Origin of the sequence: Streptosporangium sp. NPDC006930, assembly GCF_040635605.1 — a bacterium.
Taxonomy (GTDB): Bacteria; Actinomycetota; Actinomycetes; order Streptosporangiales; family Streptosporangiaceae; genus Streptosporangium.
In genome coordinates this window covers 257829-284582 of sequence record NZ_JBEYID010000009.1, presented here as the reverse complement: position 1 = coordinate 284582, position 26754 = coordinate 257829, and the positions used below count along the sequence as shown (strand labels likewise).

Genomic DNA, 26754 nt, shown 5'->3' with positions numbered 1-26754 from the left:
AGCACGGGACGGTTCCTTCTCGCCTTCGCTCACCGCGGCCTCACGCCCGCCCAACCGTCCGGCTCTCGGCTACCCGCCCGGCCCTCGGGCTGCCCGGCTACCCGACTGCCCGTCCGGCTGTCCGGCTGTCCGGCTGTCCGGCTGTCCGGCTGTCCGGCTGTCCGGCTGCCGATCATGACGGGTAGGCGTGGGTCTCCGTGGCCTTGACCGACGCCCAGATCCGCTGCCCGGGGATGAGGTCGAGATCCGCCACGGCGGCGGGGGTGACGTCCGCGGAGGCGGTGATGGGTCCCTCCAGGTGGATGCGGACGTTGTCGCCGTGCCGCTCGATACCCTCGATCGTGGCCTCCCAGAGATTGCGCGGGGTGCCGTCGGGACGGGTCCGGTAGAGCGCGACCGCGCCGGGCCGGAAGGCGACGAACGCGGGACCCTCCAGGTTCTCTGCGACGCTGAAACGCACCTCACCGACGCTGACCTGCCGTCCTGCGGCGAGTCCCCGGTAGAGGTTGAGGCCGACCAGACGGGCGACGTAGTCGGTGCGCGGGCGGCGGGCGACCTCGGCGGGGGCGCCGCGCTGCACGACGGCGCCGTTCTCGATGACGACCAGTTGGTCGGCGAGCACCATGGCGTCCAGCGGATCGTGGGTGACCAGGACGGTCGCGCCCTCGAAGTCGGCCAGGTGGCGGCGGAGCCGGGAGCGGATCTCCAGGCGGGTGTGGGCGTCGAGGGCGGCCAGCGGCTCATCCAGCAGCAACAGGCGGGGGCCGACGGCAAGGGCGCGGGCCAGTGCGACGCGCTGGGCCTGACCGCCCGACAGTTGCCGGGGTTTCGCCGCGGCGTACCCGGCCAGGCCGACGCGTTCCAGCCAGGCGGCGGCACCGCGCCGCGCCTCCGCTCTGGAGGCGCCGTGGCAACGAGGTCCGAAGGCGACGTTGTCCAGGACGGACAGGTGTGGGAAGAGCAGGTAGTCCTGGAAGACCATGCCGATCGGGCGACGTTCGGACGCCAGGGGGTGCAGTGCCTCGCCGTCCAGGAGGATCCGCCCGCCGGACAGGGCGGTGAGTCCGGCCAGCGCGCGCAGCGCGGTGGTCTTGCCCGCGCCGTTGGGACCGAGCAGGGCGACGACCTGGCCGGCGGCGACCTCCAGTTCGATGTCCAGGCGGAAGCGGGGCCGGGTGACGACGAGATGGGCGTCGAGGGTCACGGGCCGCTCACCCACCGGTCGCGCAGGCCGGCCAGGATGATCACCGAGACGGCGAGCAGGACGAGGCTGAGCACGATCGCGGCCTCGGGCTCGGTCTCCAGGGCGAGATACACGGCCAGCGGCATGGTCTGGGTCTGGCCGGGAAAGTTGCCGGCGAAGGTGATGGTGGCCCCGAACTCGCCCAGCGCGCGTGCCCAGCACAGCACGGCTCCCGCGACGATGCCCGGGACGATCAGGGGCAGGGTGACGCGACGGAAGATCACCCAGCGAGAGGCGCCCAGCGTCGCGGCGGCCTCCTCGAAACGCAGGTCGGCGGCGCGCAGCGCGCCCTCGACGCTGATGACCAGGAACGGCATGGCGACGAACGTCTCGGCGACGACGACCCCGGCCGTGGTGAACGGCAGAGTGATGCCGAAGGCGGAGTCCAGCCACTGACCGACCAGGCCGCGCCGTCCCAGCACGAGCAGCAGGGCGACCCCGCCGACCACCGGGGGCAGCACGAGGGGGACGGTGACCAGCGCCCGCACCAGGCGGCGGCCGGGGAAGTCGACACGGGCCAGCAGCCACGCCAGCGGCACACCGAGCAGCAGGCACACCAGCGTGGCCACGGTCGCGCTCACCAGCGACAGGCGCAGCGCCTCCAGCACCCGCGGCTCGCCCAGCCTCTCCACCAGGGTGGACCAGGGGGCGCGCATCAGCAGCCCGGCCAGCGGCAGCGTCAGGAAGACCATGCCCACCACGGCCGGCAGCACCAGCACCCAGGGCAGACGGCCCGCCACCGCGCCATCGCGCACGCCGTCGGACGGACCGCTCACGGCGCCGTCAACTCGTCGTACGGGCGTGGTCGGCGATCTCCACGACCACGTTGGTGGACTTGATCACGGCGACCGCCGTCACCCCCACCTCCAGGCCAAGCTCGTCGGCGGCCTGGCGGCTCATCAACGACACCACCCGGTACGGTCCCGCGGCGATCTCCACCTGGGCCATCACCGCGTCCTTGATCACTTCGGTCACGATCCCGCGAAAACGGTTTCTGGCCGAGGAGTGCCCCGTGCCTTCCTCGGACTCGATCTGGGCGCGCGCGAACGCCGCCAGGTCGACCCCCTCCACCGTCCGGTGGCCGTGCTCGTCCCGCCGGGCCGCGAGCCGTCCGGCGTCCACCCACCGGCGAACGGTGTCGGGGCTCACTCCCAGCAGTGCGGCGGCCTCGCTGATCCGAAACGTCGTCACGAACAATCACCATACCTTCGCATATTCATACCTAGAGCCCTCTCCCTCCTGGCATTCGCGCCGAGATTCGTCCTCCCGCCGTGGTTCGGGGCATCGGGCTGCGGTAAGTCCTCGAAGGCACATGAGCGTTTCCCTGCCGGGGACGACAGATCCCGTTGAGGCCCCAAGGTCAGTCGGTCGATGGGTCAGACCCTGGCGGGAAGCGCTCATCTACATCATCACTGTCAATCGAGGGCGACCTCGTAGTGGAGACCCGCGCCGAGGCTCAGCGCGAGCCTGCGGGCGAGCCCCGTGTTGCGGCGGTGGTCCAGCCGGTTGACGGCCATCTCCAGGGCCTTGCGCTCGCCGACGACGACCACCCACGACCGCGCCCGGGTGAGCAGGGTGTAGAGCAGCTTGCGGCGCAGCATGACACCCCCGGACTCGGTGACGAGCGGCGCGACCACGAAGGGATACTCGCTGCCCTGGGAACGATGGACGCTGATGGCGTACGTGTGGGTGAGCTCGTCGAGCTCGCCGAAGCCGTACTTCACGGTCTGCCCGTCGTCGGTGCGGATCTCGACGACCCTCTCCTCGGGGGTGATGGCGGTGACCGTACCGGTGTCGCCGTTGAAGACGCCCTTGTCGTAGTTGTTGCGGATCGGCATGACACGGTCGCCGACCCGGAAGGCGGAGGCGCCCGACCAGTGCTCGGCGACCCCCTCACGAGCGGGGTTGAGCCGTTCCTGGATCATCCTGCCGAGTTCGGCCGTCCCCGTCAGGCCCCTGCGCATCGGGCACAGGACCTGGACCTGGTCCGGGCTCACCCCCTGCTTGCGGGGGATCGCCACCGTCGCCAGGTGCAGCACCCGCTCGGCGACCTGCTCGGGGTCGTCGACCTCCTCGAACCAGAAGCCTCCCCCGCCGGGAGTCGCGGGCACCTCGCCCGCCCTCACCCGGCGGGCGGCCCGGATGATCCCGCTGCCCTCCGCCTGGCGGAAGACCCGGGTCAGGCGCATCCGCGCGATCGCCTCGACACGCAGCAGGTCGGCGAGCACGCTGCCGGGGGCGATGCTGGGAAGCTGGTCGCTGTCGCCCACGATCAACAGGTGGCTGCCGGGCGATACGGCCGCGGTGAGGCGGGTGGCCAGGCTCAGGTCCAGCATGGACGCCTCGTCGACCACGATCAGGTCGGCCTGCGCGGGCGTCTGCTCGAACAGCGTGCCGCTGTCGGGCTCTGGCTGGTGGGCCAGCATCCGGTGCACGGTCATGGCGGGCAGGCCGGTGAGTTCCGACAGGCGCTTGGCCGCCTTGCCGGTCGGCGCGGTGAGGGTCACCGTGCCGCCCATCGCCCTCACGGTCGCCGCGATGGTCTTGACGGTGTGGCTCTTCCCGCAGCCCGGACCGCCGGTGAGGATGGAGACGGTACTGGTGAGCGCCATGTTCACCGCCGCCCGCTGGTCCTCGTCCAGCCCGGGGTCCTCCTGGAAGGTGCGCATGGGCAGCGTCGAGGGGGCCTCCCAGAGCCTGGTCAGCTGGGCGGCGAGCGTGAGCTCGCGGCTGTGGGTCTCCTTCAGATAGACCACGGCCGTCGCCTGGCCGTCGGGCGACGCCTCGACGACCACGCGTCGGTCGGCGACGAGGGCGTCGACCATCCGCGCGACGAGGTCGTGGTCCTGTTCGACGAGCTCCGCGGACTGGGCGATCAGCGCGATCAGGCGTACGTAACAGTGCCCGTCGCGGCTCGCCGCCGTCTCCAGCCTGTCCAGGATCGCCGCCTTGACCCGCTGCGGGCTGTCCTCCGCGACTCCGGAGCGCAGGGCGATCCTGTCCGCCGTGGTGAAGGCGATGCCCCTCACCTTGCCGATGAGCCGGTACGGGTCGGAGGTGAGCACCTCTCCCGAGTCGGCACCGAAGACCTGGTATATCTTCGCCGCGAGCAGCGGGCTGATCCCGAAGCCCTGCAGGACCACCATGAGCTCGGCGATCGCCTTCTGCTCCTGCCACGCGTCGGCGATCTGGGCCTGCCGCGCGGGACCGATGTTGACGACCTCGGTGAGCCGTCCTGGCTCGGTGTCGATGACCGTCAGCGTCGCCTCGCCGAAGTGGCTCACGATGGCGTGGGCGAGCCTCGGCCCGATGCCGCGGATCAGGCCGGAGCCCAGGTAGATGCGGATGGCCCGGACCGTGGCCGGAACCAGCCGCTCGCACGCGACGACCTCGAAGCGCCTGCCGTACCGCGGGTGCTCGCCCCACTCGCCGACGAGCCTGAGCGTCTCCCCCGGCTGGACCCCGCCCAGGGCCCGGCCGGAGGCGACGAAGCCGGGCATGCCCTCGGCGCTCATCCGCGCGATCGTGTACTCGTCCTCGCGGACGTACACCAGCTGCTCGACAGATGCCTCCACGGCAGAAAGTTACCCCCGTACCGGCTTCACCTCATCCTTCGCACATCAGACCAGCTCACCCGGTGTCCCCACAAGCCGTCGCCTGCCGCCCCGGGCCGCCGTCGTGGCGGCCCGGGGCGGCGATGGGCGGCGCCGGGCACGCCGGGACCACTGGATGTGACGTACGAATCGTCGGCGCGGACGAGCCACCGACGAAGGTGAGGGCCGGACCGCTACGCGCCAGGCTCACATGGTGCCCGCCGATGGAGGTGCTCCCCGAACGACCCGCGATCCGTCAGCTACCGATGGACCTGGGTCCCGGTCCGGGAGGCATCGGAGCCGGGTACGGAGGCCGCCCCGGTCCGGGAGGCATCGGAGCCAGGTGCGGAGGCCGCCCCGGTCCGGGAGGCATCGGGGCCGGGTACGGAGGCCGCGCACCCGGATACTGAGGCCACGGATACGGAGGCCGCGGGTAAGGATACGGGTACGGTGGCCGCGGATATGGATACGGGGGGCGCCAGCCAGGATACGGTGGCCGCCAGCCGGGGTAGGGGGGACGCCAGCCCGGATACGGAGGCGGGTATCCGACCGGGTTACCGGGGTAGCCACCCGGGTAACCCGACACGGGCACGCAGTCGTACTGCGGGCACGGCGTGGTGAAGCACTGCTTGGGCGAGGGGACGCAGACGCGGCCCGGACCGCAGTAGACCCCCGCGCACGGCGACCCCGGACTACACGTACCGGCCGTCTGCGCGGCGGCGACCGACCGGGCCGCCGAAGCGGCCGGCGCCACCTCCGCCCAGGCCCTGGTCGCGATGGCGGGTGATCCGGCCGCCGCGACCGCGACCAGGATCGGGATCAGTTTTCGAAGCATTTTTCCCCCAGATGTCATGATCGGTTATGACTCTCCGACGATGCTGACACCGGCCTTACCTGCTAACGGCAAACTGGATCCCAGCAAGTCGGATGGCTTGTCGGGAGTCGGATTTCGACGCTGTCGCACCGATGGAAATCCATTGGTTTCACCCTTTTCCACACTCATCGCTCCGGGGTGAAGTCCGCTCACAGGTCATGGCAGGAGGCCGACGTCGCCCCGAGCCGGCGCCACGGGCGATCAGGCCTCCTCGGGAATCGGACGGCCCGCGACCCTTGACGTTAACTTGAAGCGGTGGAGTGATTACCCACAGTGATTATGGTGCATGAGGTCACATGCCAATCAACCCTCAGCACCCACGGGAGCACCCCATGCACACCCGCACCACCGCGACGGCGCTGGCCGCATTCGGCCTTCTCGCCACCCTGACCACCGTCGGCGCCACCGCCACCACCGCCGTCGCCGCCACCGCCCCGGCCCCCTGCGCGCAGGAGCAGCTCGCGCTGATGAACGCCGAGGACGCCCTTAGCAACGTCGACGCCCTACCGGAGGTCAAGGCCGCCCACACCGCCCTGATGAAGGCCGGTGCCGCCGCGAACATCGACCAGCTCTCCCAGAAGGCGGCCCTGCAGCAGCTCGGGGTCAAGGCTCCGGCGTTGGACCCCGCCGCGAAGAAGATGGTGGAGGCATACAACGCCGCCGGGGCCAAGTACGTGCAGGTGCGCGACGCGGCCCTCATGAAGGTCGCGCCGAAGCGTCAGGACTCCAGGGACACGCTCAAGAAGTGCCTCGTCGCCCACTCGTGAGCCCGGCACTCGTGAACCCGACCGGGTGAACCCGAGCGAGTGAAACGGACCGGGTGAACCCGAGCGAGTGAAACGGACCGGGTGAACCCGAGCGAGTGAAACGGACCGGAGTCCCCGAGGCCACGACCGGGGCGACACGCCCCCGGCGATCGGGGACTCCGACCGGATCCGCGCGGAAGGCAGCGCTCGACGACAGCTCGACGACGGCTCCGACGACGACCCAACACGAAAGGCCGCGCTCGACGACGACCGCCCGGCGGTTTCCGAAGGCGGTTCCTTAAGACATCACCCCTCCGCGTGGACCGGCGTGGAGCGGACGTAGCGGGCCGCGAGGGCCCGCATGTGCTCGACAAGCTCCGGGGGCTCGGTGACCTCGAAGTCCAGATCGAGCATGCCGAGATACACGGCGATCACGTGCAGGCTGTCCGCACCGGTGTTCAGCACGCAGGTGTGCTCGTCCACGGCCTCCACCACGCCGACCGCGGGGTTGACGCGCTCGGTCACCACATCGGCGGGCGCGTGGACGACGACCCGTGCCCGGTGGCGCCAGGCCGCCGCCGAGACCCCGCGCGCGACGTACGCGGCCGCGCCGTCCTCCGGCGGCTCGCGGGGCGGGAAGCGCGGGCCGGTGGGAGTGCGCGGTTCGACGCGATCCATCCGGAAGGTGCGCCAGTCCTGACGGTCGACGTCCCATGCGACGAGATACCAGCGGCGTCCCCACGCCACGAGCCGATGTGGTTCGACGATCCGTACACTGGCCGATCCGTCGTGGGCGCGGTAGTCGAACCGCACCCGTTCCCCGTCGCGGCAGGCGGCGGCGAGCACGGTCAGCACCTCCGGATCGACCACCGGGCCCGGGCTGTCCGCGGGCACGGGTTCGACGTAGGTCTGCAACGCGTTGACCCGGTGGCGCAGCCGGGAGGGGAGCACCTGCTCAAGCTTGGCGAGAGCGCGCACCGACGTCTCCTCGATGCCGGCGACGGTGCCACCGGCGGCGGTCCGCAGCCCGACCGCCACGGCGACCACCTCCTCGTCGTCGAGCAGGAGCGGCGGCATGACGGTCCCCGCGCCCAGGCGGTAGCCCCCGTCGGTGCCCCGCGTCGCGTTCACGGGATATCCGAGCTCGCGCAGCCGGTCGACGTCGCGGCGCACGGTCCGCTCGCTCACGCCCAGCCGCTCGGCGAGGGCCGCGCCGGGCCAGTCCTTCCTGGCCTGCAACAACGACAGCAGGCGCAGCAACCGCGCCGAGGTTTCCAGCATGTCCCCAACCCTGCCAGCACTTCAGGACAGAAGCTGACCGGAAGGGTCCGTAGTGTTCCGATCATGAGCGAAAACGCCGAGATCAAGCCCTTCCGCATCGACGTCCCGCAGGCCAGGCTGGACGATCTCCACGACCGGCTCGATCGCACCCTCTGGCCCGACGAGCTGCCGGGCGCCGGCTGGGACTACGGCGTCCCCGTGGAGTACGTGAGGAATCTGGCCGAATACTGGCGCCACGAGTACGACTGGCGAGCCCGCGAGGCCGAGATCAACCGGCACCCGCAGTTCACCACCGAGATCGACGGGCAGAACATCCACTTCCTGCACGTCCGCTCGCGACACGAGAACGCCCTGCCGCTGATCCTCACGCACGGCTGGCCCGGCTCGATCGTGGAGTACCTGAAGCTCATCGAGCCGCTCACCGACCCCGAGGACCCGGCGCAGGCGTTCCACGTGGTCATCCCCTCGCTGCCCGGCTTCGGCTTCTCCGGCCCCACCAGGGAGAAGGGCTGGAACCGGTACCGCATCGCCAGGGCGTGGGCGGAGCTGATGCGGCGACTGGGCTACGACCGCTACGGCGCCGTCGGCAACGACGGCGGCTCGCTCATCTCCCCCGAGGTCGGGCGGATCGACCCCGAACACGTCGTCGGCGTGCACGTCACCCAGCTCTTCTCCTTCCCCTCCGGTGATCCGGCCGAGTTCGAGAGGATCACCCCGGAGGACCAGAAGGCCCTGGAGGTGCTGCAGGAGTTCTACGACACCAAGATGTCGTTCAACACCCTGCACTCGCAGCAGCCGCAGACCCTGTCATACGCGATCTTCGATTCGCCCGCCGGGCTGCTCGGCTGGAACTCACAGCTGTTGGGCGACAGCGTCGACGCCGACTTCGTCCTGACCAACACGATGCTCTACTGGCTGACCGGCACCGCGACGTCGGCCACCCGGCTCTACTACGAGGACGCGCGCGCCGAACACCCCACCGAGCCCACGAAGGCGCCGACCGGCCTCGCGATGTTCGACGGTGACTTCGTGTCCATGCGCACGTTCGCCGAGCGCGACCACACGAACATCGTGCACTGGAAGTCGTACGACCGCGGCGGCCACTACGCCGCTCACATCGTGCCCGACGTACTCGCCGAAGACCTGCGCACCTTCTACGACGGGCTGCGCTGACCCCCGCTCCGCCGCCGGCCATCTCGCCATGACGCCGCCGTCGCCGACCGGTCCGCTCGCGGGAGCCGGTGACGGCGAACCGGAAGCGACGCTCACGGGCTCTCCCCGAAGAGAAGAACCGGATCGTCGAAGGAGGACGCGCTCATCCTGGAGGCCGGGGCTCGCGCGAGCCAGACCCCGCCGATCCCTACCCCGGCGGGGTGAGGCGCGGGTCGCCGGCCGCGCGCATACTCGGTTGCATGAACAAGCACGGCCATCTCGCCGACTTCCTGCAGACACGCCGGGGCCAACTGCGGCCAGAGGACGTCGGGCTGCGGACCTACGGCGAGCGGCGCCGGGTTCCCGGGCTGCGGCGGGAGGAGCTCGCGATGCTCGCGGGCATCAGCGCGCCCTACTACACGCGTCTGGAGCAGGGCCAGTCGCACAACGCCTCGCGCGAGGTGCTCGACGCCATAGCGAACGCCCTGCGACTGGACGAGTCCGAACGTGCCCATCTGCACGCCCTGGCCCGCGTACCGAGACGGGGCGGACTCTCGGGCCGGCCGCGTACCGAACGCGTCACCCCGGCGACCGGCGCTCTGCTGGCGGCCCTCGGGAGCACACCCGCGATCGTGATCGGCCGCCGCAGTGATGTCCTGGCCTGGAACCGCGAGGGCCACGGGCTGTTCGCCGGCCATCTCGACCGGGACGGCCCGAACGTCCCCGGCCGGCGGCCGAACATGGCCAGGCTGGTGTTCCTCGACGCGCACACCCGTGACCTGTACGCCGACTGGCCCGCCAAGGCCAGGGCCGTGGTGGGCAACCTGCGCCTGACGGCCGGGCGATATCCAGACGATCCGCTGCTGGCCGAGCTGATCGGCGAGCTGACCATGCGCAGTCCTGAGTTCGCCGCGGTGTGGGCCGACCACCGGGTCCTGGCCTGTGATGTCGCCGACTACGAGATGCGCCATCCGCTGGTCGGGACGTTGACGGTCACCCAGCAGACGCTGCAGAGCCCGCAGGGAAACGGCCCGGCCCTGGTGGTGGCCACAGCCGACCCCGGCTCCCCCTCGGCGACGGCTCTGACCCTGCTCTCCCAGGCCATCGCACCGCGAGAGACGACACCGGAAGCGACCCGGCCGCGCCTCGGCGCGGAGACCCGTACCATCTGACCCGAGCCCCTCCATCGGCCGAGGAGGCCGGGCGCGTCCGGGTGTGTCTGTGGGCGTCCGGGTGCGTCCGGTCGCAGCGCGTGTCCACCACGCCCTCCCTCCACCGTGCCGCCCCCGTCGAGGGCCGGCCTCGCGCTCGACGACCCGGTGGCACGATCCGTAGCGCCTCCCTGCCGCCCCTGTCTCCGGCCGCCCCCGTGCCCGCCGGTCGGCGGCACGATCACGACCTCCCTCCGAACCCCCTCTCGACCACGGCGCCGCGCCGCGGCTGCCGCATGCCGGAAAACAGTGAAGGAACCATGTCCAAGCGAAGCATCAAGATCACCATGTCGGCCCTTCTCATGGCCGCGGCCACCATGACCGCGACCGCGCCGGCCAACGCGACGTCTCCCAAGGGACCGCTGACGGACGTGCGGATCGCCACCCACTTCGACCTGTCGGCGGGCCAGATGCCGGAGAACATCGCCCTGCTGCCCGACGGCACGGCGAACATCACCTTCGCCGCCAGCCGCCAGGTGGCCCAGGTCACCCCCCGGGGCAAGACGCGCATCCTGGCGACACTGCCCGCGCCCGCCGACGGCGGGATCAACACGCCGATCCTCGGCTTCCCCCTGGCCACCGGCATCGCCCACACCTCGGACGGCACCGTGTACGTGCTGTACGCGACCGGCACGGCCGACCTGACGGGGCTGTGGCGGCTGCGCCACGGCCAGACCCCTCGGCGTATCGCCGCGCTGCCCGCGAACGGCCTGCCCAACGGGCTGGCACTGGACGGGAAGGGCGAGCGGCTCTACATCACCGACTCGGTGCTCGGCACCGTGTGGACCGTCCCCGTCACCGGCGGCACACCCACCGCCTGGTCCACCGCTCCCGAACTCGCCTCCACCGGTTTCCTCGGGGCAAACGGCGTGAAGGTACGCGGCGGCGCCCTGTGGGTGACCAACCTCGACCGGGGCACCCTCCTGCGCATTCCGATCCGCCCAGGAAACCGGGCGGGAAAGCCACAGGTCAAGGCATCGGGCCTGGCCGGTATCGATGATTTCGCCTTCACCGGTCGCGGCGACGAGATCCTCGCGGCTCTCAACGCCCCCAGCACGGTCGTGCGCATCCAGCCCGACGGCACCAGCACCACCGTTCTGGACACCGGCGACGGACTCCAAAACCCCACCTCCGTCGCACTGCGCGGCAATGACGTATACGTCCTCAGCGCCGCCTACACCACGGCCACCGACCCCAACCTGCTGCGCGCACACCTGCGCAAGCACCCGTAAACCCCGCCGCGGTACGAATACCCGGGCATGGTCACGGCCACCGTGACCATGCCCACCTGCCAGGGGGTACGGCCCGCCACGGTACGGGTACCGGGGCACGCATCATGGACGACGCCACTCCCGGCGACATAGAGGCCCCCAGGTCGGGGCGACGAGCGGACCGGTCCCGTCATCGGCGGCCGGTCCTTCGTCATGCTCACGGCCGACCACCTCGCGGACGGCGGCTACGCGGGGGCCGGCGACAGGCGGGGCGTCGAACCGCGCAGGCGTGCGGCGTCCTCGCTCGGCGGCACGCCGAACTGGCGGCGGTACTCACGGCTGAACTGTGACGGGCTGTCGTAACCGACGCTGTGACCGACGCTGTGACCGACGCCGGTGACGTCGTTGGGACGTGTGGCGAGCAGGAGCCTGGCCTCCTGCAACCGGATCTGCTTCTGGAACTGGATGGGGCTCATCGCGGTGCCCCGGCGATCGCCGCCCAGGTGCTGATCTGTCCCATGCTCGACCACCGCAACGTCACCACCTCCAGCCGTCAGTACTCCGGCGGGCACGGCGTCTGGACCCGCGAGATGAACGAGTACGGGTGGCGGTCGGTTCTCGGCGACCTCACCGGCCAGGAGGTGCCCGGTTACGTCTCACCCGCGATGGCCGACGACCTCTCGGGCCTGCCCACCTACATCGACGCCGGCACCGCCGAGGTCTTCCGCGACGAGGACGTCGACTACGCCACCAGGATCTGGGCGGCCGGGGGCCAGGCGGAACTCCACATCTGGGCGGGAGGCTTCCACGGCTTCGACGCGCTGTATCCGCAGGTACGCCTCTCGGCCGCGGCACGCCGGACGCGCGACGACTGGCTCATCCGGGTCATGAGCCCGGACCATGCCCCGAAGGCATGACCTCAGACCATGAGCCAGACCATGAGCCAGGTCATGAGCCCGGATTCCGGCACGTGGGCGCCGCCCCGGCCGATGTCCCCGTCCAGGGACGACCTCGGGCCAGGTGTCCGGAGAACGGGGAGGAAACCCGCCGCCCGCCCCCGTCGCCCACGACGCCCACGACGAACGAGAAGACCGAGAAGACCGACGCCGTACGCAACCGTGAGGCCCGCGCGCTCGAAGAGTGGGTCAGCGAGAACCCGGCGCGGCTCGCAACACGTCAAGCTCCTCGTTCATCGCGTCAAGGAAGGTAGCCACGGTGCGCAGTTCCTCCGGGCTGAAACGCCGCAGGACCTTGTCCGTGCTGTGGCCGAGCGGGCGGAAGAAGACCGCGGCGAACTCCTGCGCCGCGTCGAGGTAGTGCAGATGAACCACGCGCCGGTCGTGCACGTCGCGAACCCTGCGGATGTGCCCGGCCCGTTCCAGCCTGTCGAGGCACGCGGTGACGGCCCCCGAGGTGAGGTTCAGCTGCTCCGCCAGCCGGCTCGGGGTGATCGGCGACGAAGCGTCGAAGATCTTCATCAGGGCCTGGACGTCGGTGGGGTGCAGCCCGTGCTGGTGGGCGAACTCGTGGGCGATGCGGTTGAACTCGGCGGTCATCCTTCGCAGTCGCATCGCGAAGGCCAGCCGGTCGATGCCCTCCCCGCTGTCGCCGCTCATGACGCCATGCTACATTAACTCAACTATTGAGATACTCGATGATTGAGTTATAGTATGTCACGGAAAGGTGATGTCATGGGGCGGCGACCGATCCGCTGGCTTGTGCCGGCGCTGCTGGTGCTGGTCTGGCTGGCCATCGGCGGAGGGCTGGGGCCGTTCGCCGGCAAGCTCACCGAGGTGTCCACCAACGACCAGGCCGCTTTCCTGCCCGAGAGCGCGGAGTCGACACGCGTCCTGGAAGCGCAGGAGAGGTTCCGTCAGGACGAGACGCAGCCGCTCATCGTGGTGTGGACCGCGAACGGCGGCGACATCACCCCCGAGCAGAACACCGCAGCGACCCAGGCGCTCGCCTCGCTGCGCGGCACGGACGGCGTCGTCGGGACGCCCACGCCCTCCATCCCCTCCGAGGACGGCCAGGCGCTGCAGGGCGTGGTCCAGCTCAGCCCCGACCTCGACACCTCGCTCAGAGAGGTCCTGGACCAAGTGGGCTCGGCGGTGGCCGTCGACGGCCTGCGGGCTCAGCTCGCGGGACCCGCGGCGAGCCGGGCCGACCTGTCCGACGCCTTCGCCGGGATCGACGGCCTGCTTCTCGGAGTGGCGCTCACCACCGTTCTGATCATCCTGCTCGCGGTGTACCGCAGCGTTCTGCTACCTCTCGTCATCATCGGCGGCGCGATCTTCGCGCTCGGCCTGGCATGCGCCGTGGTGTACTTCCTCGCCGACCGCGACATCGTCCGGGTCGACGGTCAGGTGCAGGGCATCCTGTTCATCCTGGTCATCGGCGCGGCCACCGACTACGCGTTGCTGCTCACCGCCCGCTTCAGCGAGGAACTGGCCGCGACCGGCGACCGCTTCACCGCGGGCCGCGTCGCGCTGCGGCGCTCGTTCGAGCCGATCGTCGCCAGTGCCGCCACGGTGGCCCTCGCCCTGCTCGCGCTGCTGCTCAGCGGCCTGACCAACAACCGCGCGCTCGGCCCGGTGGGCGCCATCGGCATCGCGTGCGCCGCCCTCAGCGCGCTCACCTTCCTGCCCGCGGCCCTCGTCCTGCTGGGCCGCGCCGCCCTGTGGCCGTCGAAGCCGCGTACGGCCGACAGCGCGGCACACGGGATCTGGCACCGGGTGGCCGCCGTGGTCGACCGCCATCCGCGCCGGCTCTGGATCGCCACCATCCTGCCTCTCATCGCCCTCGCCCTCTTCGCGCCGCAGCTGAGCGCGAGGGGTGTGCCGCTGGACGAGACCTTCGTGAACGACGCCCCGTCGGTGGCGGCACAGGCGGCGCTGAGCGAGCACTTCCCCGGAGGCTCCGGGCAGCCCGCGGTCATCGTCGCCCCCGCGGAGCGTGCCTCGGCCGTGGAGGAGACGGCACGCGGCGTCGAGGGCGTGTCCGAGGCCGCGGCGGTGTCCCAGAGCGGACGGCCGGGTGACGCGCCCAAGACCGTCGACAGGCTCGTGCTGGTGGAGGCGACGTTGAACGACGCCCCGGACAGCGACGCCGCCCAGGACACGGTCAAGCGCCTGCGCGCCGCCTTCGCCTCCGAGAACGACGTCCTGATCGGCGGTTTCAGCGCCCAGCGGTACGACACGACGGAGACCGCGAAGAACGACACGCTGCTCATCATCCCGGTCGTCCTGGTGATCATCCTGCTCATCCTCGTCGTCCTGCTGCGCTCGCTGATGACCCCCGTGCTCCTGGTGGCCACCGTCGCACTGAACTTCCTCGCCACCCTCGGCGTCTCCACGCTGGTCTTCACGCACGTGTTCGGATTCACCGACGGCGACGCGTCCGTGCCGCTGTACGGCTTCGTCTTCCTGGTCGCGCTGGGGGTGGACTACAACATCTTCCTCATGTCCAGGGTGCGCGAGGAGACCGTGCACCACGGGGCGCGAGAGGGTTTGCTGCGCGGGCTCGTCACCACCGGCGGAGTGATCACTTCGGCGGGCGTCGTGCTCGCCGCCACCTTCGCCGCGCTCGTGGTGATCCCCCTCACCTTCCTCGTACAGCTCGCCTTCATCGTCGCCTTCGGCGTCCTGCTCGACACCCTGGTGGTGCGCTCCCTGCTCGTCCCCGCGCTGGTACGTGAGCTGGGCGCGCGGGCCTGGTGGCCCAGCCGCCTGGGCAGGACCGACGCGCCGCAGACGTCCCCGGAACTGACCGAGGCGTCGAGGTGACCCATGCCCGGGACATTCGTGATCCCAGGTGCGGCAGGGCACGGGGGAGGCGGTCCGGCCGTCGCGGTGGCCATCCGCGAGGACGTACGAGCGATCGTCAAGGTCTGCGGATGGGAGCCGCGCCGATCCAGCGGTGATAGGCGTGCATGTCGACGTTGCCGCCGCACACGATGGTGGCCACGTGCCGGCCCGCGAAACGGTCACGGTCCTCGAGGATCGCCGCGACGCCGAGCGCGGCCGACGGTTCGACGACCAGGCCGGCGTGGTCGAGGAGCATCCGCATACCGGCGATGATCGACGACTCCCGGACGAGGACGGCGTCGTCGGCGACGAGGAGGAGGTCGTCCAGGACCTCGGGGATGGGACGCCGACCGGCGACGCCGTCGGCGATGGTGTCGGTCGAGTCGGTGGTGACGACGCGCCGTTGGCGCCACGAGTGTGTCATCGCCGGTGCGCCCAGCGGCTGGACGCAGATCACCTCGACTCCGGGTGCGAGGGCTTTCATCACATGCCCCACACCGGTCGCCAGCGCCCCGCCGCCGAGAGCGATCAGGACGGCGTCGAACGACGGCGCGGTGTTCACCAGTTCCAGGCCGATTGTCGCCGCGCCCTCACAGGTCTCGACGTCCAGGCTGTCCTCGACCAGCCGGATGCCGTCGTGGCGCGCGATGGCCACGGCCCGCTCGCGCGCCATGTCGAAGTCGCCGTCCACCAGCTCCAGTCTCGCGCCCAACGCGCGGATGCGATCCAGCTTGACCGCGGGCGCGAAACGGGAGGCCACGACGGTGACGTCGAGCCCTCTGCCGCGCCCGGACCAGGCGAGGGCCTGGCCGAGGTTGCCCGCGCTGGCGCACACCGCCGCCCGCGGGCCGTCGTCGGCGAGCCGGCTCGCGATCACCTCGGTGCCGCGGGCCTTGAAGCTGCGGACCGGGTTCGCCGTTTCCAGCTTGACGCTCACCGCGCATCCGAGGCCGGGCTCCAGCGCCTCGCAGCGGTACAGCGGGGTGTCGAGAAAAACCGGGTCGATCACCTGGCGAGCCGCCCGAATCCGAGCGGTGTCGAGACGGGTCTCCTGCACGACACGGCAGCGTAGCGTCACCGGCGCCCTTCCGTACACGGGCCGCCTCGGTGGCCGAGAGGTTCGTCCATGTCGACCACGACGCCCAGACCCGCACCGAGAAGGCGAGCCGCACCTCTCCTGACGTGAACGCCCTCCATGCGACACGGCGGGCTCGGTCTTGTACCGAGCCCGCCGCGCCGACTTCATCGGGTCCTGCTCACGTGCCGTGACGCCGCTCCCCCGGTTCCGAGGAGCTCACGTGCCGGGTGGTGTCAGGGTCTCCCGAGCATCGCGTCCTAGCTGCTCCACCTCTGGGTGGACTGGCCGTTGCAGCTCGCGATGGTCACACCGGAGGTGTTGCCGGTGCCGGTGACGCTGAGGCACAGGTTGTTGGCGACACTGGTGACGGTGCCGTTGGAGTTACGGTTCCACTGCTGGTTGTTGCCGCTGTGGCAGTCGTACAGCTGGACGCGGGCGCCGGAGCCCGCACCGGTCGGGGAGTCCAGGCACTTGCCGAGGATCTGAAGCTGCCTGCCGGAGGTGTAGGTGAACTGCTGGTTGGGGTTGGTGTGGCAGTCGTAGATCTGCAGCTGGGTGCCGTTGGCGGTGGCGCTGTTCGGCGAGTCCACACACCTTCCTGCCGCTTCGTTACGCAGCCGGAACGAGGTGCCCGGCGGGGGCGTGACCGTCGGGGTCACCGTCGGGGTGGGGTTCGGGTTGGGGTTCGCGGCGTTGAGTGCGTTCAGCACGGAGGTGTAGGCGGCCTTCTTGTTGCCGTTGCCGTCGAAGAGCAGCGGGCTGGTGTTGGCGCCCAGCCAGGAGTCGCTGTCTCGCACACCCCACACGGTGATGCCGGTGCAGCGCGCCACGGCCAGGCAGTCGTTGACCACCGCGGCGTAGGTCTGGGCCGAGCCGCCCTGGATGTCCAGCTCGGTGATCTGCACGTCCACACCCAGCGCCGCGAAGCTCTGAATGGTCGTGCGGTAGTTGCTGTTGTAGGCGCTTTGGCTGTTGAAGTGCGACTGCAGGCCCACGCAGTCGATCGGGACGCCGCGCGCCTTGAAGTCACGGACCATGTTGTAGACGCCCTGCGTCTTGGCCCAGCTCCAGTTGTCGATGTTGTAGTCGTTGTAGCAGAGCTTGGCGGCCGGGTCGGCGGCCCGCGCGGTACGGAAGGCGACCTCGATCCAGTCGTTGCCGGTGCGCTGCAGGTTGGAGTCACGCCGCCCACCGGAGTTACCGTCGGCGAAGGCCTCGTTCACCACGTCCCAGGCGTAGATCTTGCCCTTGTAGTGGTTCATCACACCGTTGATGTGATTGATCATCGCCTGACGCAGCGCGCTGCCCGACATGGCCTCCATCCAGCCCGGCTGCTGGGAGTGCCAGGCCAGCGTGTGCCCGCGCACCCGCTTGCCGTTCTGCACCGCCCAGTTGTAGATGCGATCGCCACTGCTGAAGTTGAACTGGTTCTGGTTCGGCTCGGTGGCGTTGATCTTCATCTCGTTCTCGGCCGTGATCATGTCGAACTCACGGTTCGCGATCGTGGTGTACTGCGAGTCACCAAGCCTGCCCGCGGCGATCGCGGCGCCGAAGTATCGCCCGCTCTGCTGGGCCGCCGCGCCGAGCGTGGTCGCCGCGGCACTCGCGGAGCTCGAAGCGCCGGCCGAACCCGGCACCGTCACCGCCGCGAACGTGCCGAGCACGAGGGTGCCGAGGGCACCGGCGACCAGGGTCCGGCGGAGACCACCGAGAGGTCGCCGGGTTCCGGGCGGGGGAATGGCATTTGTGCCCATAACTGAGCCTCCATATTTTGGTCATGGAAAGCGGGGAAAACGGGGGACATCCCATGGACCGACGCCGCGCCCCTCGCCGGGGAACGCACACCACTGAGGCGTCGCGGACGACGGTCCCTGCCGCGCACCACCGACCGGCAGGAAGACCGTCTCGGGGACTCAGTCTGGAAACGTTTACGAAATATGTCAAGGTCCCCAAGAAACTTTCGGTTAACCTGTACGACACCGGTGCGACGGACGTGCTCCGACCCTCCTGAAGGCCACGCTGCCGGTCACCCGAGCCACGACATCGTCGATGAAACTTTCACCTCCGCACCTTCTTGGACCAGGTACGGCCGCCCACGAGATGTCGAACAGGCTGGTGCGCCTCACCTTCCTCCCGGCCCGGCACGCGCGGGGTTCTTGACAGCCCCTCCTGCCTAAGGTTTGCTTCCCTCCACCACCACAACCCGCTCGAAAGAGAAGAAAGCACGATCGAAAGGCGGAAAGTTAGCGTTAACAACGCCAGGGAATCGCCTGAAGGCGGGCCCTTTTCACCATCCACAAGGACCCGCCGTCGCTCTCGTGGGGTTACTCGTCAGGCAGCAGATATCGCCAGGAGAGCAGGAAGAGTGTTCCCGATCCGGTCTTGAAGAGTGACCGCTCGTACTGCTGCCCGGCAGGCACCGCCTTGACGATCGCGCTCACCGCCGCCCCCTCGACGTCCTTCTGCCAAACCGGGTCCACCGTGCCCGAAGGCTCCGGGACCCCCGCGGGCCACGGCGCCGGCTTTCCCTCCGCCGACGCGGCCGCTTCGACGACCATTCGGACGCGGGTGGCGACGTAGTCGGTGCCCGCAGCCGCCCGGGTCGCCAGGTCTTCCATCAGCTTCTTCGCGTCCGAGAGCGCCCTCGGGTAGAAGTCCGCGACCTGCTCCAGGGCCGGGACCCGGACCTGGAGCATCTTTCCGTCCTTCCCCCGTACCCCGAAGACGGTGGTCGGCACGTCCGTCACCGTCGGCGCACCCGACCTCGGCTCCGCGGTCGGCGGTTGCCCGGTCAGGTACGTCTCCATCGACGCGACTGTCTCGTCCCTTTCCGCATCGGTGAGCTTCAACTGCTTGCTCGCGTCAACGACCACCAGGCCGTCGCTGTACAGCACCACCCTTGGCGGACGCAGCACGTTCGTGGTCGGGGTCACGAACCCGCCTTCCGCGCCCCACAGGGCGACCGGCTTCGCCGGCCCGCCGTCAGCCGCGACGGCCGACATATCCGATTCCGCTCCTCCGCATGCCGTGGTCAGTGACAACAGCGCGACGAGCAGGGCCGTTCGTAGTCTCATGCCCCACAAACGTACGCTTCCTTCAAGTGGTTCAGCCGGTGTCGTTCGAGGTCAGGCGGATCCAGGTACCGTCGGTGCCTGCCCTGGCGATCGGTCGAGAGGCGCCAGGCGGAAGACGGGGTGGTCCTCGGGGTCCGGGAAGCGGTCGAGGAGGCGGCGCACCTGTCCGGTTCCCCAGCGGGCCCGGTAGGCGGCGAGGACCTCCTCACGTGAATCGCCGACCACTTCCACGGCCCGGTACCGGTCTCGGCGGCCGCGCCGGCTGACGGTGCAGTGGCCGGCGGCACGGAGGTTGCGCACCCATTCCGTTCGGCCCCGCACCGACACCAGGTAGCGCGCGTCGGCGAGCTCGACGACGTGCACGGGAACCCGTTGGAGGGCGCCCGTGGTGCGCCCTGGAACGCGCAGGGTGCTGGCCGCCCCCAGCCAACGGACGAGCGGATTGATCACATGGACCATCAACCGGTCCGGCCGCTGATAGTCCGATGTCATGCGATCTCCTCTCGGGATCGTGCCCGGTGTCCCGGACACGTCGGCAGCGTCGAAGCACTCACCCCGACACCCACCCCTCGTCGTTGAAGTCGAACAGGCCGCCGGTGGGTCCGCCAGGTCCGAGCGTGGCGGGCCGTACCGCGATCACGACCCCTGGGCGGCGATGCGGTTGCCGCTCTCGTCGGTCATGACTCGATCTCACCAATCCGGCCGTGATCGGGCCAACACCGATCGCACTCCCAACCGATACCCTGCCGGTATGGATCCGTTGGAAGTCCGCGAACTGCGCTACTTCATCGCCGTGGCCGAAGAGCTTCACTTCGGCCGGGCGGCCGAGCGCGTCGGCATCGCCCAGCCGCCGCTGTCTCGCGCGATCCAACGACTCGAACGCCGCCTCGGCGTCACGCTGCTGGAACGCAGCAGCCGTTCGGTCCGGCTCACAACGGCCGGTGAGACCCTGCTGGACGAAGGCCGGACGGCGCTCGCCGCGATGGCGCGCGCCGCGCGGTCCGCGCAACGGGCCGGCGAGCCGGAACCTCGGCTGATCATGGCGATGAAGGCGGCCGGCGACGGCGGCCTCCTGTCCGAGCTGCTCGCCACATATCGCGCCCGGTACGCCGACGTCCACGTCGACGTGCACATCTGCGGCCCCGGAGAGCAGGCGAGCCTGCTACGCGACGGCCACGCCGACGTGGCGTTCATGCACAGTCCCCAGCGGGACTTCGCCGGGCTCGACACCGTGGACCTGCTCGTCGAGCACCAGGTCGCGGTGATGCCCCGGCATCACCGTCTGGCCGGGCGAGACCGTCTGTCCATGGCCGACCTGGCCGGCGAGACGATGCCCGTCTGGCCCGGCGCGCGGTCCGCCGACGCGGCAGGCCCGCGGATCCGGGACACCGGTCAACTCGCCCAGCTCATCACCTGGGGCCACGTCGTGGCGCTGCTGCCCGAGTCCGTCCGCGACCACCTGCCCCGCAGTCTGGTGTGCACGCCGGTTCCCGACGCCTCCACCACCACGCTGATGCTCGCCTGGCCGGCAGGCAGCCGATCGCCGAAACTCGCCGCGTTCGTCCACGCCGCGACCACCGTGGCACGTCGGGTGAAGCCCGTGGGGTCTCTCGATCCGTAATCGTCCATGACGAGACCGAAGAGCCGACCCCGCGACCGCGGTGAGCGGGCGGGGCGAGCGGTCGCGGTCAGAAACGGGGGTCGGGGCCGGTGGAGCCGCGGACGACCAGGGTGGTGGGCAGGAGGCGCGAAGGAGGGGTGACGTCTTCGTTGATCATCGTGATGACCGCCGCGGCCGCCGCCGTACCGAAACCCGCCTTGTCCTGGGCGAGCGTCGTCAGCCCCGGCGGCACCAGCGCGGCGAGCTCGATGTCGTCGAACCCGACCAGCGCGATGTCCTCGGGCACCTTCAACCCCGCCTCGGTCACGGCCCGCAGCGCGCCGATCGCCATCTCGTCACCCGCGGCGAACACCGCGTCGGGCGGCTCCTCCAGCTCCAGCAGGGCGCGCATCGCGGCGTACCCGCTCGACAGGTAGAAGTCGCCCTCGACGACGAGCTCGGGGCGGTGCGCCAGGCCGAGCGCGGCCAGCTCCTCCAGGTAGCCGCGCAGCCGCTCCGCGCCCGGCCTCGTGCGGGTCGGGCCGGTGATGGTGGCGATGACCCGGCGCCCGGTCGCGTGCAGGTGACGGACCGCCTCGCGTGCCCCGGCCGCGTTGTCCGAGGTCACGTAGGTGGTCCGCGGCCCCCGGATGGGCCGGTCGAGGGAGACGCACGGCACCTCCGACGCCGCCAGCGGCTGGAGCGAGGGGTCGTCCCTGCCGTTGTCGATGAAGACCACGCCGTCGAGGTTGTGCCTGCGCACGGCGCGGAGAAAGTCCTCGGGCGTGCCGTCCTCGCTGGTGGCGAGCATGAGCAGGTGGTAACCACGCTCGCTCAGCGCGGTCTTCAGCCCGATGAGGATCTCTTGGAAGAACGGGTGCCGCCAGCCGGGACGGCGGTGGTCGGTGTCCCAGATCAGGCCGACCATGCGGGACCTCTTGGTGGCCAGGGTGCGGGCCGACTCGTTGGGCAGGTATCCGATGCGCGCCGCGGTGCTGAGAATGAGCTCGCGGGTCTGTGCGTTCACCACCTCGGGGTTGTTGAAAACGCGGGAGACAGTCGCCGACGACACCCCGCAAAGGCGCGCCAGCTCTCGAATCGTTGCCACGGGCGTACGTTATCGCATCTCGCTGAAACCGGTTTCATGTAACCGGTTGCATGGAAGTTATGCGAGAGGCCGCATCGTGTCAACCCACCATTTCGGGTTTCAGGCGCGTGACGTTTCCGTGACTTGACATTGAGTGGCGGCGTTCTGTGAAATATCCCACTGACAGGCCGATGCCACACCGCTGCCACGGGGCTCGGCCCGCTCATCGCATCTCGCAGCCACCCTTCCTCTCCCCTCGAAGGAGCCCCAGGTGTCTGCTGAACGAATCCGTCTCGCCGCCGGAGTGCTCGCCCTCGGCATGCTCGCCGCAGGGTGTGGCGGCTCCACCTCCACCGGCTCCACGCCGACCGACGGCAAGATCACCCTCACCCTCAACCTGTTCGGGAACATGGGCTTCAAGGAGCTCTACGCCAAGTACGAGGCCGCCCACCCCAACATCAAGATCGTTGAGAGAACGTCGGCGTACAACGACCACCACCGCAACCTCGCGGCGCACCTCGCCACCGGCGCCGGCACCGCCGACGTCGAGGGAATCGACACCGGCTTCATCGCCCAGTTCAGGAACCAGCCCCAGCACTTCGTCGACCTGCGCCAGCACGGCGCCGACCAGATCAAGGACCGCTGGCTGCCGTGGAAGTGGGAGGCGTCGCTGGCCAAGTCGGGAGCCCAGATCGGCTACGGCACCGACGTCGGCGGCCTCGCCATGTGCTACCGCCGCGACCTGTTCGAGAAGGCCGGCCTGCCCACCGACCGTGAGGAGGTCGGCAAGCTCTGGCCCGACTGGACCTCCTACTTCGAGACCGGCAAGCGCTACACCGCCAAGAAGCCGGAAGGCGCCGCGTTCTTCGACGGCGGTCCCCAGGTGTTCAACGCGATGATCGGCCAGGCCGAGACCGGCTACTACGACGCCGACGACAACATCGTGGTGGCCACCAACCCGGCCGTGCGCTCCGCCTACAACGAGGTGCTCAAGGCCGTGGCCGACGGCCAGTCGGCCAAGCTCGTCGGCAGCTCGCCCGCGTGGAACACCGGCTTCGCCAAGAGCCAGTTCGCCACCATCGCCTGTCCCGCCTGGATGCTCGCCAAGATCCAGGACCAGGCGAAGGCGTTCGCCGGGAAGTGGGACGTGGCCGCCATCCCCGGCGGCGGCGGCAACTGGGGCGGCTCCTATCTCACCGTCCCCGCCCAGAGCAAGAACCAGAAGGAGGCCGTGGCGCTGATCGCTTGGCTCACCGCGCCCGAACAGCAGATCGAGGTGTTCAGCAAGCACGGCATCCTGCCCTCCACCGTCGCCACCTACGAAAAGCCCGAGGTGACCGGCCTCAAGCACGAGTTCTTCAACGACGCGCCGATCGGGCAGATCTTCACCACCGCCGCCCGCAACCTCAAGCCGCAGCACCAGGGCCCGAGGGCCGGTGACATCCAGACCGCCATCCGCGACACGATCAACCGCGTGGAGGAGGGCAAGCAGAACGGCGACGAGGCGTGGACGCAGATGCTCGGGGACGTCGAGCGCATCGGCAAGTGACGCGCATCGATCCGTGAGAGCCGCGCGACGGCGGGCTTAGGGCTTAGGGGAGAGCCCGCCGTCGCGCCCCCTTCCCCCGAGGAGTCGACCGTGACCCCCGTCAGATCAGGGCCCCGGCGCCGCTGGGCCTACCAGCTCGACGTCAAGGGCTCGCCGTACCTTTACATCGCCCCGTTCTTCCTGCTGTTCGGCGCGGTGGGCATGTTCCCGCTGCTGTACACCGCCTACGTCTCCCTCACCGACTGGAACCTGCTCGACCCGGAGCGCGAGTGGGTGGGACTGGCCAACTACGCCGAGTTGCTGGCCGACGACTACTTCTGGAACGCGCTGTTCAACACCGTCAGCATCTGGCTGTTGTCCACCGTTCCGCAGCTGCTGGCCGCGCTGTTCCTCGCGCACATGCTCAACCGCAGGCTGCGCGCCCGCACCCTGTTCCGGATGGGGGTGCTGCTGCCCAACGTGACCTCGATCGTCGCGGTCACGATCATCTTCACCCAGCTCTTCGGCCGTGACTTCGGCATGGTCAACTGGGGCCTCGGCCTGGTGGGCCTGGATCCGATCGACTGGCAGGCCGGCACGCTCTCCTCACACGTCGCGATCTCGCTGATCGTCATCTGGCGGTGGACCGGCTACAACGCCCTCATCTACCTGGCCGCCATGCAGACCATCCCCGAGGACCTGTACGAGGCGGCCCGGCTGGACGGCGCGAGCCAGTTCACCCAGTTCCGGAAGATCACCATTCCGATGCTCCGCCCCACGATCATCTTCACCGCCGTCGTGTCCACCATCGGCGGCTTCCAGATCATCGCCGAGCCACTGCTGTTCCAGGCAGGCACCGGCAACCCGACCGGCGGCTCGGACCGCCAGTTCCAGACCGTCGGCCTCTACCTCTACGAGCAGGGCTTCAGCATGTACGAGTTCGGCTACGCCTCGGCGATCGCCTGGACGCTCTGCGTGATCATCGTGGTGATGGCGCTCGTCAACTTCGCCGTCACCCGCAGGATCAGGAGCAGCTGAATGGCAACCCTCACCGCCGTCCGACGCGGACTGAACCCCCACGGGGCCGGGTTCTGGACCTACGCCGCGCTCGTCGCCGTGCTGCTCGGCTCGATCTTTCCCATCTACTGGTCGCTCGCCGTGGCCTCCCACGACAACGACGTCATCGCCAGCGTCCCGCCGGTCCTCACCCCCGGCGGCCACCTGTTCGAGAACATCGCCCGGGTCTTCGACACCACCGCGTTCGGCCAGGCGATGTTCAACTCCTTCCTCGTCTCGGGCTCGGTCACCGTCTCGGTCGTGCTGTTCTCCACGCTGGCCGGCTTCGCCTTCGCCAAACTGCGCTTCCGCGGACGCAACGTGCTGCTCGTCATGGCCATCGCCACCACCACCGTGCCGCAGCAGCTCGGCATCATCCCGCTGTACATCCTCATGGCGGAGCTCGGCTGGACCGGCAGGCTTGGGGCGGTGATCGTGCCCGGCCTGGTCACCGCGTTCGGCGTGTTCCTCATGACCCAGTACCTCTCCAGCGCCATCCCCGACGAGCTGCTGGAGGCCGGCCGCATCGATGGGTGCAGCACGCTGCGGCTGTTCTGGCACGTCGTGCTGCCCGCCGCCCGGCCTGCCACCGCCGTGCTCGGCCTGTTCACCTTCATGCATGCCTGGAACGACTTCTTCTGGCCGCTGGTCGTCCTCACGCCGGAGAACCCGACCGTCCAGGTCGCGCTCTCCAGCCTGGCCAGCGGCTACACCACCGACTACGCGCTCGTGCTCACCGGCACCGTGCTCGCCATCGTGCCGATCGTGGTGGTCTTCGCCGCGCTGGGCCGTCAGATCATTGGGGGAATCATGTCAGGAGCGATCAAGGGATGACCCAGGACCGTACGCCCTTTCCCGCCGGGTTCGTGTGGGGGACGGCCACCGCCGCCTACCAGATCGAGGGCGCCGTGGACGCCGACGGGCGCGGCCCTTCGATCTGGGACACGTTCTGCCGCGTCCCCGGCGCGGTGGCGAGGGGCGAGAGCGGCGAGCACGCCTGCGACCACTACCACCGCTGGCAGGAGGACGTGGAGCTGATGGACCGGCTCGGCGCCGGCGCCTACCGCTTCTCGCTGGCCTGGCCCAGGATCGTGCCCGACGGCGACGGCCGGGTGAACCGGCGCGGCCTCGACTTCTACCGGCGGCTCGCCGACGCCCTGTGCGAGCGCGGCATCGAACCGTACGTCACCCTCTACCACTGGGACCTGCCCCAGGCGCTGGAGGACCGCGGCGGCTGGCGCGACCGCGACACCGCCGAGCGCTTCGCCGACTACGCCGAGGTCGCGCACGAGGCGCTGGGCGACACGGTGTCACACTGGATCACGCTGAACGAGCCGTACTGCTCCTCCATCGTCGGCTACGCCGAAGGCCGCCACGCACCCGGCGCACGCGAGGGTCACGGCGCGCTCGCCGCCGCCCACCACCTTCTGCTGGGCCACGGCCTCGCGACGGCCAGGCTGCGGGCGCGGGCGCGCGAGGGAGACCAGGTCGGCATCACACTCAACATGTCGCCCACGGTGCCCGCGACCGGCTCGGCGGCCGACGCCGACGCGGCGCGCAAGATGGACCTGCTGGTCAACCGGCAGTTCACCGACCCGCTGCTGCTCGGCGCCTACGCGTCCGACATGGAGGAGACCTTCGGCGCCCTCAGCGACTTCTCCTTCCGCCGCGAGGGCGACCTGGAGGTCATCGGCGCTCCGCTGGACTTCCTGGGCGTCAACTACTACTACCGCATCCACGCCGCCTCGGCGCCGTACGAGCAGACCGACCCCGCGCTGCGCTCCGCCTTCGACCTCGGGGTGCGCGGCGTCACCCCCGACGGCGCGAGGACGAGCGGGCTGGGCTGGCCGGTGGAGCCGCAAGGACTCCACCAGACCCTCCTCGGCCTGACCCGGCGCTACCCCGCACTGCCGCCGATCTTCATCACCGAGAACGGCTACGGCGACGACGGGACCCTCGACGACGCCGGTCGCGTCGACTTCCTGCGTGACCACCTCGCCGCCATCCGCGCCGCGATGACCGACGGCGTGGACGTGCGCGGCTACTTCTGCTGGTCGTTGCTGGACAACTTCGAGTGGGCCCGCGGGTACGCCGCCCGATTCGGGCTCGTCCACGTCGACTACGAGACCCAGGCCCGTACCGAGAAGGCGAGCTTCCACTGGCTGCGCGAGTTCATCGGGAAACAGGGATAACCAGGAACAACGATCAAGCGCG

Annotated in this window: 23 protein-coding genes; 11 read left to right on the top strand and 12 right to left on the bottom strand. The window is 70.0% G+C overall.

Annotated elements, in window-relative coordinates; translation table 11 throughout:
* Positions 1 to 172: 172 nt before the first annotated feature.
* The 4 genes from ABZ664_RS18675 to ABZ664_RS18660 form a co-directional block, all read right to left on the bottom strand.
* Complete coding sequence (locus ABZ664_RS18675) at positions 173 to 1204, bottom strand: ABC transporter ATP-binding protein (RefSeq protein ID WP_362510749.1); 1032 nt, start codon at positions 1202 to 1204, stop codon at positions 173 to 175.
* The gene (locus ABZ664_RS18670) at positions 1201 to 1935 is read right to left on the bottom strand and encodes an ABC transporter permease (protein WP_362510877.1); all 735 of its coding nucleotides are present in this window, start codon (positions 1933 to 1935) and stop codon (positions 1201 to 1203) included. Before ABZ664_RS18670 ends, ABZ664_RS18675 begins: the two co-directional genes overlap by 4 nt.
* 91 nt (positions 1936 to 2026) lie before the next feature.
* On the bottom strand, positions 2027 to 2434 hold the full coding sequence (locus tag ABZ664_RS18665) for a helix-turn-helix transcriptional regulator (RefSeq protein WP_362510746.1): 408 nt from the start codon (positions 2432 to 2434) through the stop codon (positions 2027 to 2029).
* A 224-nt stretch (positions 2435 to 2658) separates the two neighbouring features.
* On the bottom strand, positions 2659 to 4818 hold the full coding sequence (locus tag ABZ664_RS18660; protein ID WP_362510743.1) for an ATP-dependent RecD-like DNA helicase: 2160 nt from the start codon (positions 4816 to 4818) through the stop codon (positions 2659 to 2661).
* 1188 nt (positions 4819 to 6006) lie between these two features.
* Here ABZ664_RS18660 and ABZ664_RS18655 point away from each other — a divergent pair.
* Positions 6007 to 6477, top strand: coding sequence for a hypothetical protein (locus tag ABZ664_RS18655; protein ID WP_362510741.1), 471 nt, complete (start codon positions 6007 to 6009; stop codon positions 6475 to 6477).
* Between the two features lie 285 nt (positions 6478 to 6762).
* Here the strand turns inward: ABZ664_RS18655 and ABZ664_RS18650 are convergent, their stop codons facing one another.
* Positions 6763 to 7737 (bottom strand): YafY family protein, encoded by a 975-nt coding sequence (locus tag ABZ664_RS18650; protein WP_362510739.1) that lies wholly within the window; start codon positions 7735 to 7737, stop codon positions 6763 to 6765.
* A 63-nt stretch (positions 7738 to 7800) separates the two neighbouring features.
* Between ABZ664_RS18650 and ABZ664_RS18645 the strand changes: the two genes are divergently transcribed.
* The 3 genes from ABZ664_RS18645 to ABZ664_RS18635 all read left to right on the top strand — a co-directional run bounded on the left by ABZ664_RS18645 (position 7801) and on the right by ABZ664_RS18635 (position 11332).
* The gene (locus ABZ664_RS18645; protein ID WP_362510736.1) at positions 7801 to 8910 is read left to right on the top strand and encodes an epoxide hydrolase family protein; all 1110 of its coding nucleotides are present in this window, start codon (positions 7801 to 7803) and stop codon (positions 8908 to 8910) included.
* Between the two features lie 239 nt (positions 8911 to 9149).
* Positions 9150 to 10061, top strand: coding sequence for a helix-turn-helix transcriptional regulator (locus ABZ664_RS18640; protein ID WP_362510733.1), 912 nt, complete (start codon positions 9150 to 9152; stop codon positions 10059 to 10061).
* A gap of 299 nt (positions 10062 to 10360) precedes the next feature.
* Positions 10361 to 11332, top strand: a complete 972-nt coding sequence (locus tag ABZ664_RS18635; RefSeq protein ID WP_362510730.1) for a hypothetical protein — start codon at positions 10361 to 10363, stop codon at positions 11330 to 11332.
* 224 nt (positions 11333 to 11556) lie between these two features.
* Here the strand turns inward: ABZ664_RS18635 and ABZ664_RS18630 are convergent, their stop codons facing one another.
* A complete protein-coding gene (locus ABZ664_RS18630) occupies positions 11557 to 11787 on the bottom strand; it encodes a helix-turn-helix domain-containing protein (RefSeq protein WP_362510727.1) in 231 nt (76 codons plus the stop codon).
* 27 nt (positions 11788 to 11814) lie between these two features.
* On the opposite strand from ABZ664_RS18630, the gene ABZ664_RS18625 reads away from it, so the two are divergent.
* Positions 11815 to 12228: an alpha/beta hydrolase fold domain-containing protein gene (locus tag ABZ664_RS18625; RefSeq protein WP_362510724.1), complete on the top strand. Its 414-nt coding sequence runs from the start codon at positions 11815 to 11817 to the stop codon at positions 12226 to 12228.
* Positions 12229 to 12456: 228 nt separating this feature from the next.
* Here the strand turns inward: ABZ664_RS18625 and ABZ664_RS18620 are convergent, their stop codons facing one another.
* Positions 12457 to 12927: a MarR family transcriptional regulator gene (locus ABZ664_RS18620; RefSeq protein ID WP_362510721.1), complete on the bottom strand. Its 471-nt coding sequence runs from the start codon at positions 12925 to 12927 to the stop codon at positions 12457 to 12459.
* Between the two features lie 75 nt (positions 12928 to 13002).
* Between ABZ664_RS18620 and ABZ664_RS18615 the strand changes: the two genes are divergently transcribed.
* Positions 13003 to 15096, top strand: coding sequence for an MMPL family transporter (locus ABZ664_RS18615; protein ID WP_362510718.1), 2094 nt, complete (start codon positions 13003 to 13005; stop codon positions 15094 to 15096).
* A 97-nt stretch (positions 15097 to 15193) separates the two neighbouring features.
* On the opposite strand, the gene ABZ664_RS18610 is transcribed toward ABZ664_RS18615, so the two are convergent.
* The 4 genes from ABZ664_RS18610 to ABZ664_RS18595 form a co-directional block, all read right to left on the bottom strand.
* Positions 15194 to 16174: a pyridoxal-phosphate dependent enzyme gene (locus ABZ664_RS18610; protein ID WP_362510715.1), complete on the bottom strand. Its 981-nt coding sequence runs from the start codon at positions 16172 to 16174 to the stop codon at positions 15194 to 15196.
* 278 nt (positions 16175 to 16452) lie between these two features.
* Positions 16453 to 17949: an endo-1,4-beta-xylanase gene (locus tag ABZ664_RS18605; protein ID WP_362510712.1), complete on the bottom strand. Its 1497-nt coding sequence runs from the start codon at positions 17947 to 17949 to the stop codon at positions 16453 to 16455.
* A 570-nt stretch (positions 17950 to 18519) separates the two neighbouring features.
* Positions 18520 to 19269 carry a hypothetical protein gene (locus tag ABZ664_RS18600; protein WP_362510709.1) on the bottom strand — a complete coding sequence of 250 codons (750 nt, stop codon included), beginning with the start codon at positions 19267 to 19269 and terminating at the stop codon, positions 18520 to 18522.
* A 51-nt stretch (positions 19270 to 19320) separates the two neighbouring features.
* A complete protein-coding gene (locus tag ABZ664_RS18595) occupies positions 19321 to 19761 on the bottom strand; it encodes a nitroreductase/quinone reductase family protein (protein ID WP_362510706.1) in 441 nt (146 codons plus the stop codon).
* A gap of 259 nt (positions 19762 to 20020) precedes the next feature.
* Between ABZ664_RS18595 and ABZ664_RS18590 the strand changes: the two genes are divergently transcribed.
* On the top strand, positions 20021 to 20890 hold the full coding sequence (locus tag ABZ664_RS18590; protein WP_362510703.1) for a LysR substrate-binding domain-containing protein: 870 nt from the start codon (positions 20021 to 20023) through the stop codon (positions 20888 to 20890).
* A 67-nt stretch (positions 20891 to 20957) separates the two neighbouring features.
* Here ABZ664_RS18590 and ABZ664_RS18585 read toward each other — a convergent pair whose 3' ends face one another.
* Positions 20958 to 21977 (bottom strand): LacI family DNA-binding transcriptional regulator, encoded by a 1020-nt coding sequence (locus tag ABZ664_RS18585; RefSeq protein WP_362510700.1) that lies wholly within the window; start codon positions 21975 to 21977, stop codon positions 20958 to 20960.
* A gap of 250 nt (positions 21978 to 22227) precedes the next feature.
* Between ABZ664_RS18585 and ABZ664_RS18580 the strand changes: the two genes are divergently transcribed.
* From ABZ664_RS18580 to ABZ664_RS18565, 4 genes are all read left to right on the top strand, one after another.
* Positions 22228 to 23505, top strand: a complete 1278-nt coding sequence (locus ABZ664_RS18580; protein WP_362510697.1) for an ABC transporter substrate-binding protein — start codon at positions 22228 to 22230, stop codon at positions 23503 to 23505.
* Positions 23506 to 23595: 90 nt separating this feature from the next.
* Positions 23596 to 24522, top strand: coding sequence for a sugar ABC transporter permease (locus tag ABZ664_RS18575; protein ID WP_350941327.1), 927 nt, complete (start codon positions 23596 to 23598; stop codon positions 24520 to 24522).
* A complete protein-coding gene (locus ABZ664_RS18570) occupies positions 24523 to 25374 on the top strand; it encodes a carbohydrate ABC transporter permease (protein ID WP_362510693.1) in 852 nt (283 codons plus the stop codon).
* Complete coding sequence (locus ABZ664_RS18565) at positions 25371 to 26732, top strand: GH1 family beta-glucosidase (protein ID WP_362510690.1); 1362 nt, start codon at positions 25371 to 25373, stop codon at positions 26730 to 26732. Before ABZ664_RS18570 ends, ABZ664_RS18565 begins: the two co-directional genes overlap by 4 nt.
* Positions 26733 to 26754 lie beyond the last annotated feature (22 nt).

What these genes read in the sequence shown, in the direction of transcription:
- ABZ664_RS18670 (WP_362510877.1), bottom strand. Translation starts at nt 1,935, where the DNA reads ATGGTCTTCCTGACGCTGCCGCTGGCCGGGCTGCTGATGCGCGCCCCC.
- ABZ664_RS18655 (WP_362510741.1), top strand. Translation starts at nt 6,007, where the DNA reads ATGCCAATCAACCCTCAGCACCCACGGGAGCACCCCATGCACACCCGC.
- ABZ664_RS18650 (WP_362510739.1), bottom strand. Translation starts at nt 7,737, where the DNA reads ATGCTGGAAACCTCGGCGCGGTTGCTGCGCCTGCTGTCGTTGTTGCAG.
- ABZ664_RS18645 (WP_362510736.1), top strand. Translation starts at nt 7,801, where the DNA reads ATGAGCGAAAACGCCGAGATCAAGCCCTTCCGCATCGACGTCCCGCAG.
- ABZ664_RS18640 (WP_362510733.1), top strand. Translation starts at nt 9,150, where the DNA reads ATGAACAAGCACGGCCATCTCGCCGACTTCCTGCAGACACGCCGGGGC.
- ABZ664_RS18635 (WP_362510730.1), top strand. Translation starts at nt 10,361, where the DNA reads ATGTCCAAGCGAAGCATCAAGATCACCATGTCGGCCCTTCTCATGGCC.
- ABZ664_RS18630 (WP_362510727.1), bottom strand. Translation starts at nt 11,787, where the DNA reads ATGAGCCCCATCCAGTTCCAGAAGCAGATCCGGTTGCAGGAGGCCAGG.
- ABZ664_RS18620 (WP_362510721.1), bottom strand. Translation starts at nt 12,927, where the DNA reads ATGAGCGGCGACAGCGGGGAGGGCATCGACCGGCTGGCCTTCGCGATG.
- ABZ664_RS18615 (WP_362510718.1), top strand. Translation starts at nt 13,003, where the DNA reads ATGGGGCGGCGACCGATCCGCTGGCTTGTGCCGGCGCTGCTGGTGCTG.
- ABZ664_RS18605 (WP_362510712.1), bottom strand. Translation starts at nt 17,949, where the DNA reads ATGGGCACAAATGCCATTCCCCCGCCCGGAACCCGGCGACCTCTCGGT.
- ABZ664_RS18600 (WP_362510709.1), bottom strand. Translation starts at nt 19,269, where the DNA reads ATGAGACTACGAACGGCCCTGCTCGTCGCGCTGTTGTCACTGACCACG.
- ABZ664_RS18595 (WP_362510706.1), bottom strand. Translation starts at nt 19,761, where the DNA reads ATGACATCGGACTATCAGCGGCCGGACCGGTTGATGGTCCATGTGATC.
- ABZ664_RS18590 (WP_362510703.1), top strand. Translation starts at nt 20,021, where the DNA reads ATGGATCCGTTGGAAGTCCGCGAACTGCGCTACTTCATCGCCGTGGCC.
- ABZ664_RS18570 (WP_362510693.1), top strand. Translation starts at nt 24,523, where the DNA reads ATGGCAACCCTCACCGCCGTCCGACGCGGACTGAACCCCCACGGGGCC.
- ABZ664_RS18565 (WP_362510690.1), top strand. Translation starts at nt 25,371, where the DNA reads ATGACCCAGGACCGTACGCCCTTTCCCGCCGGGTTCGTGTGGGGGACG.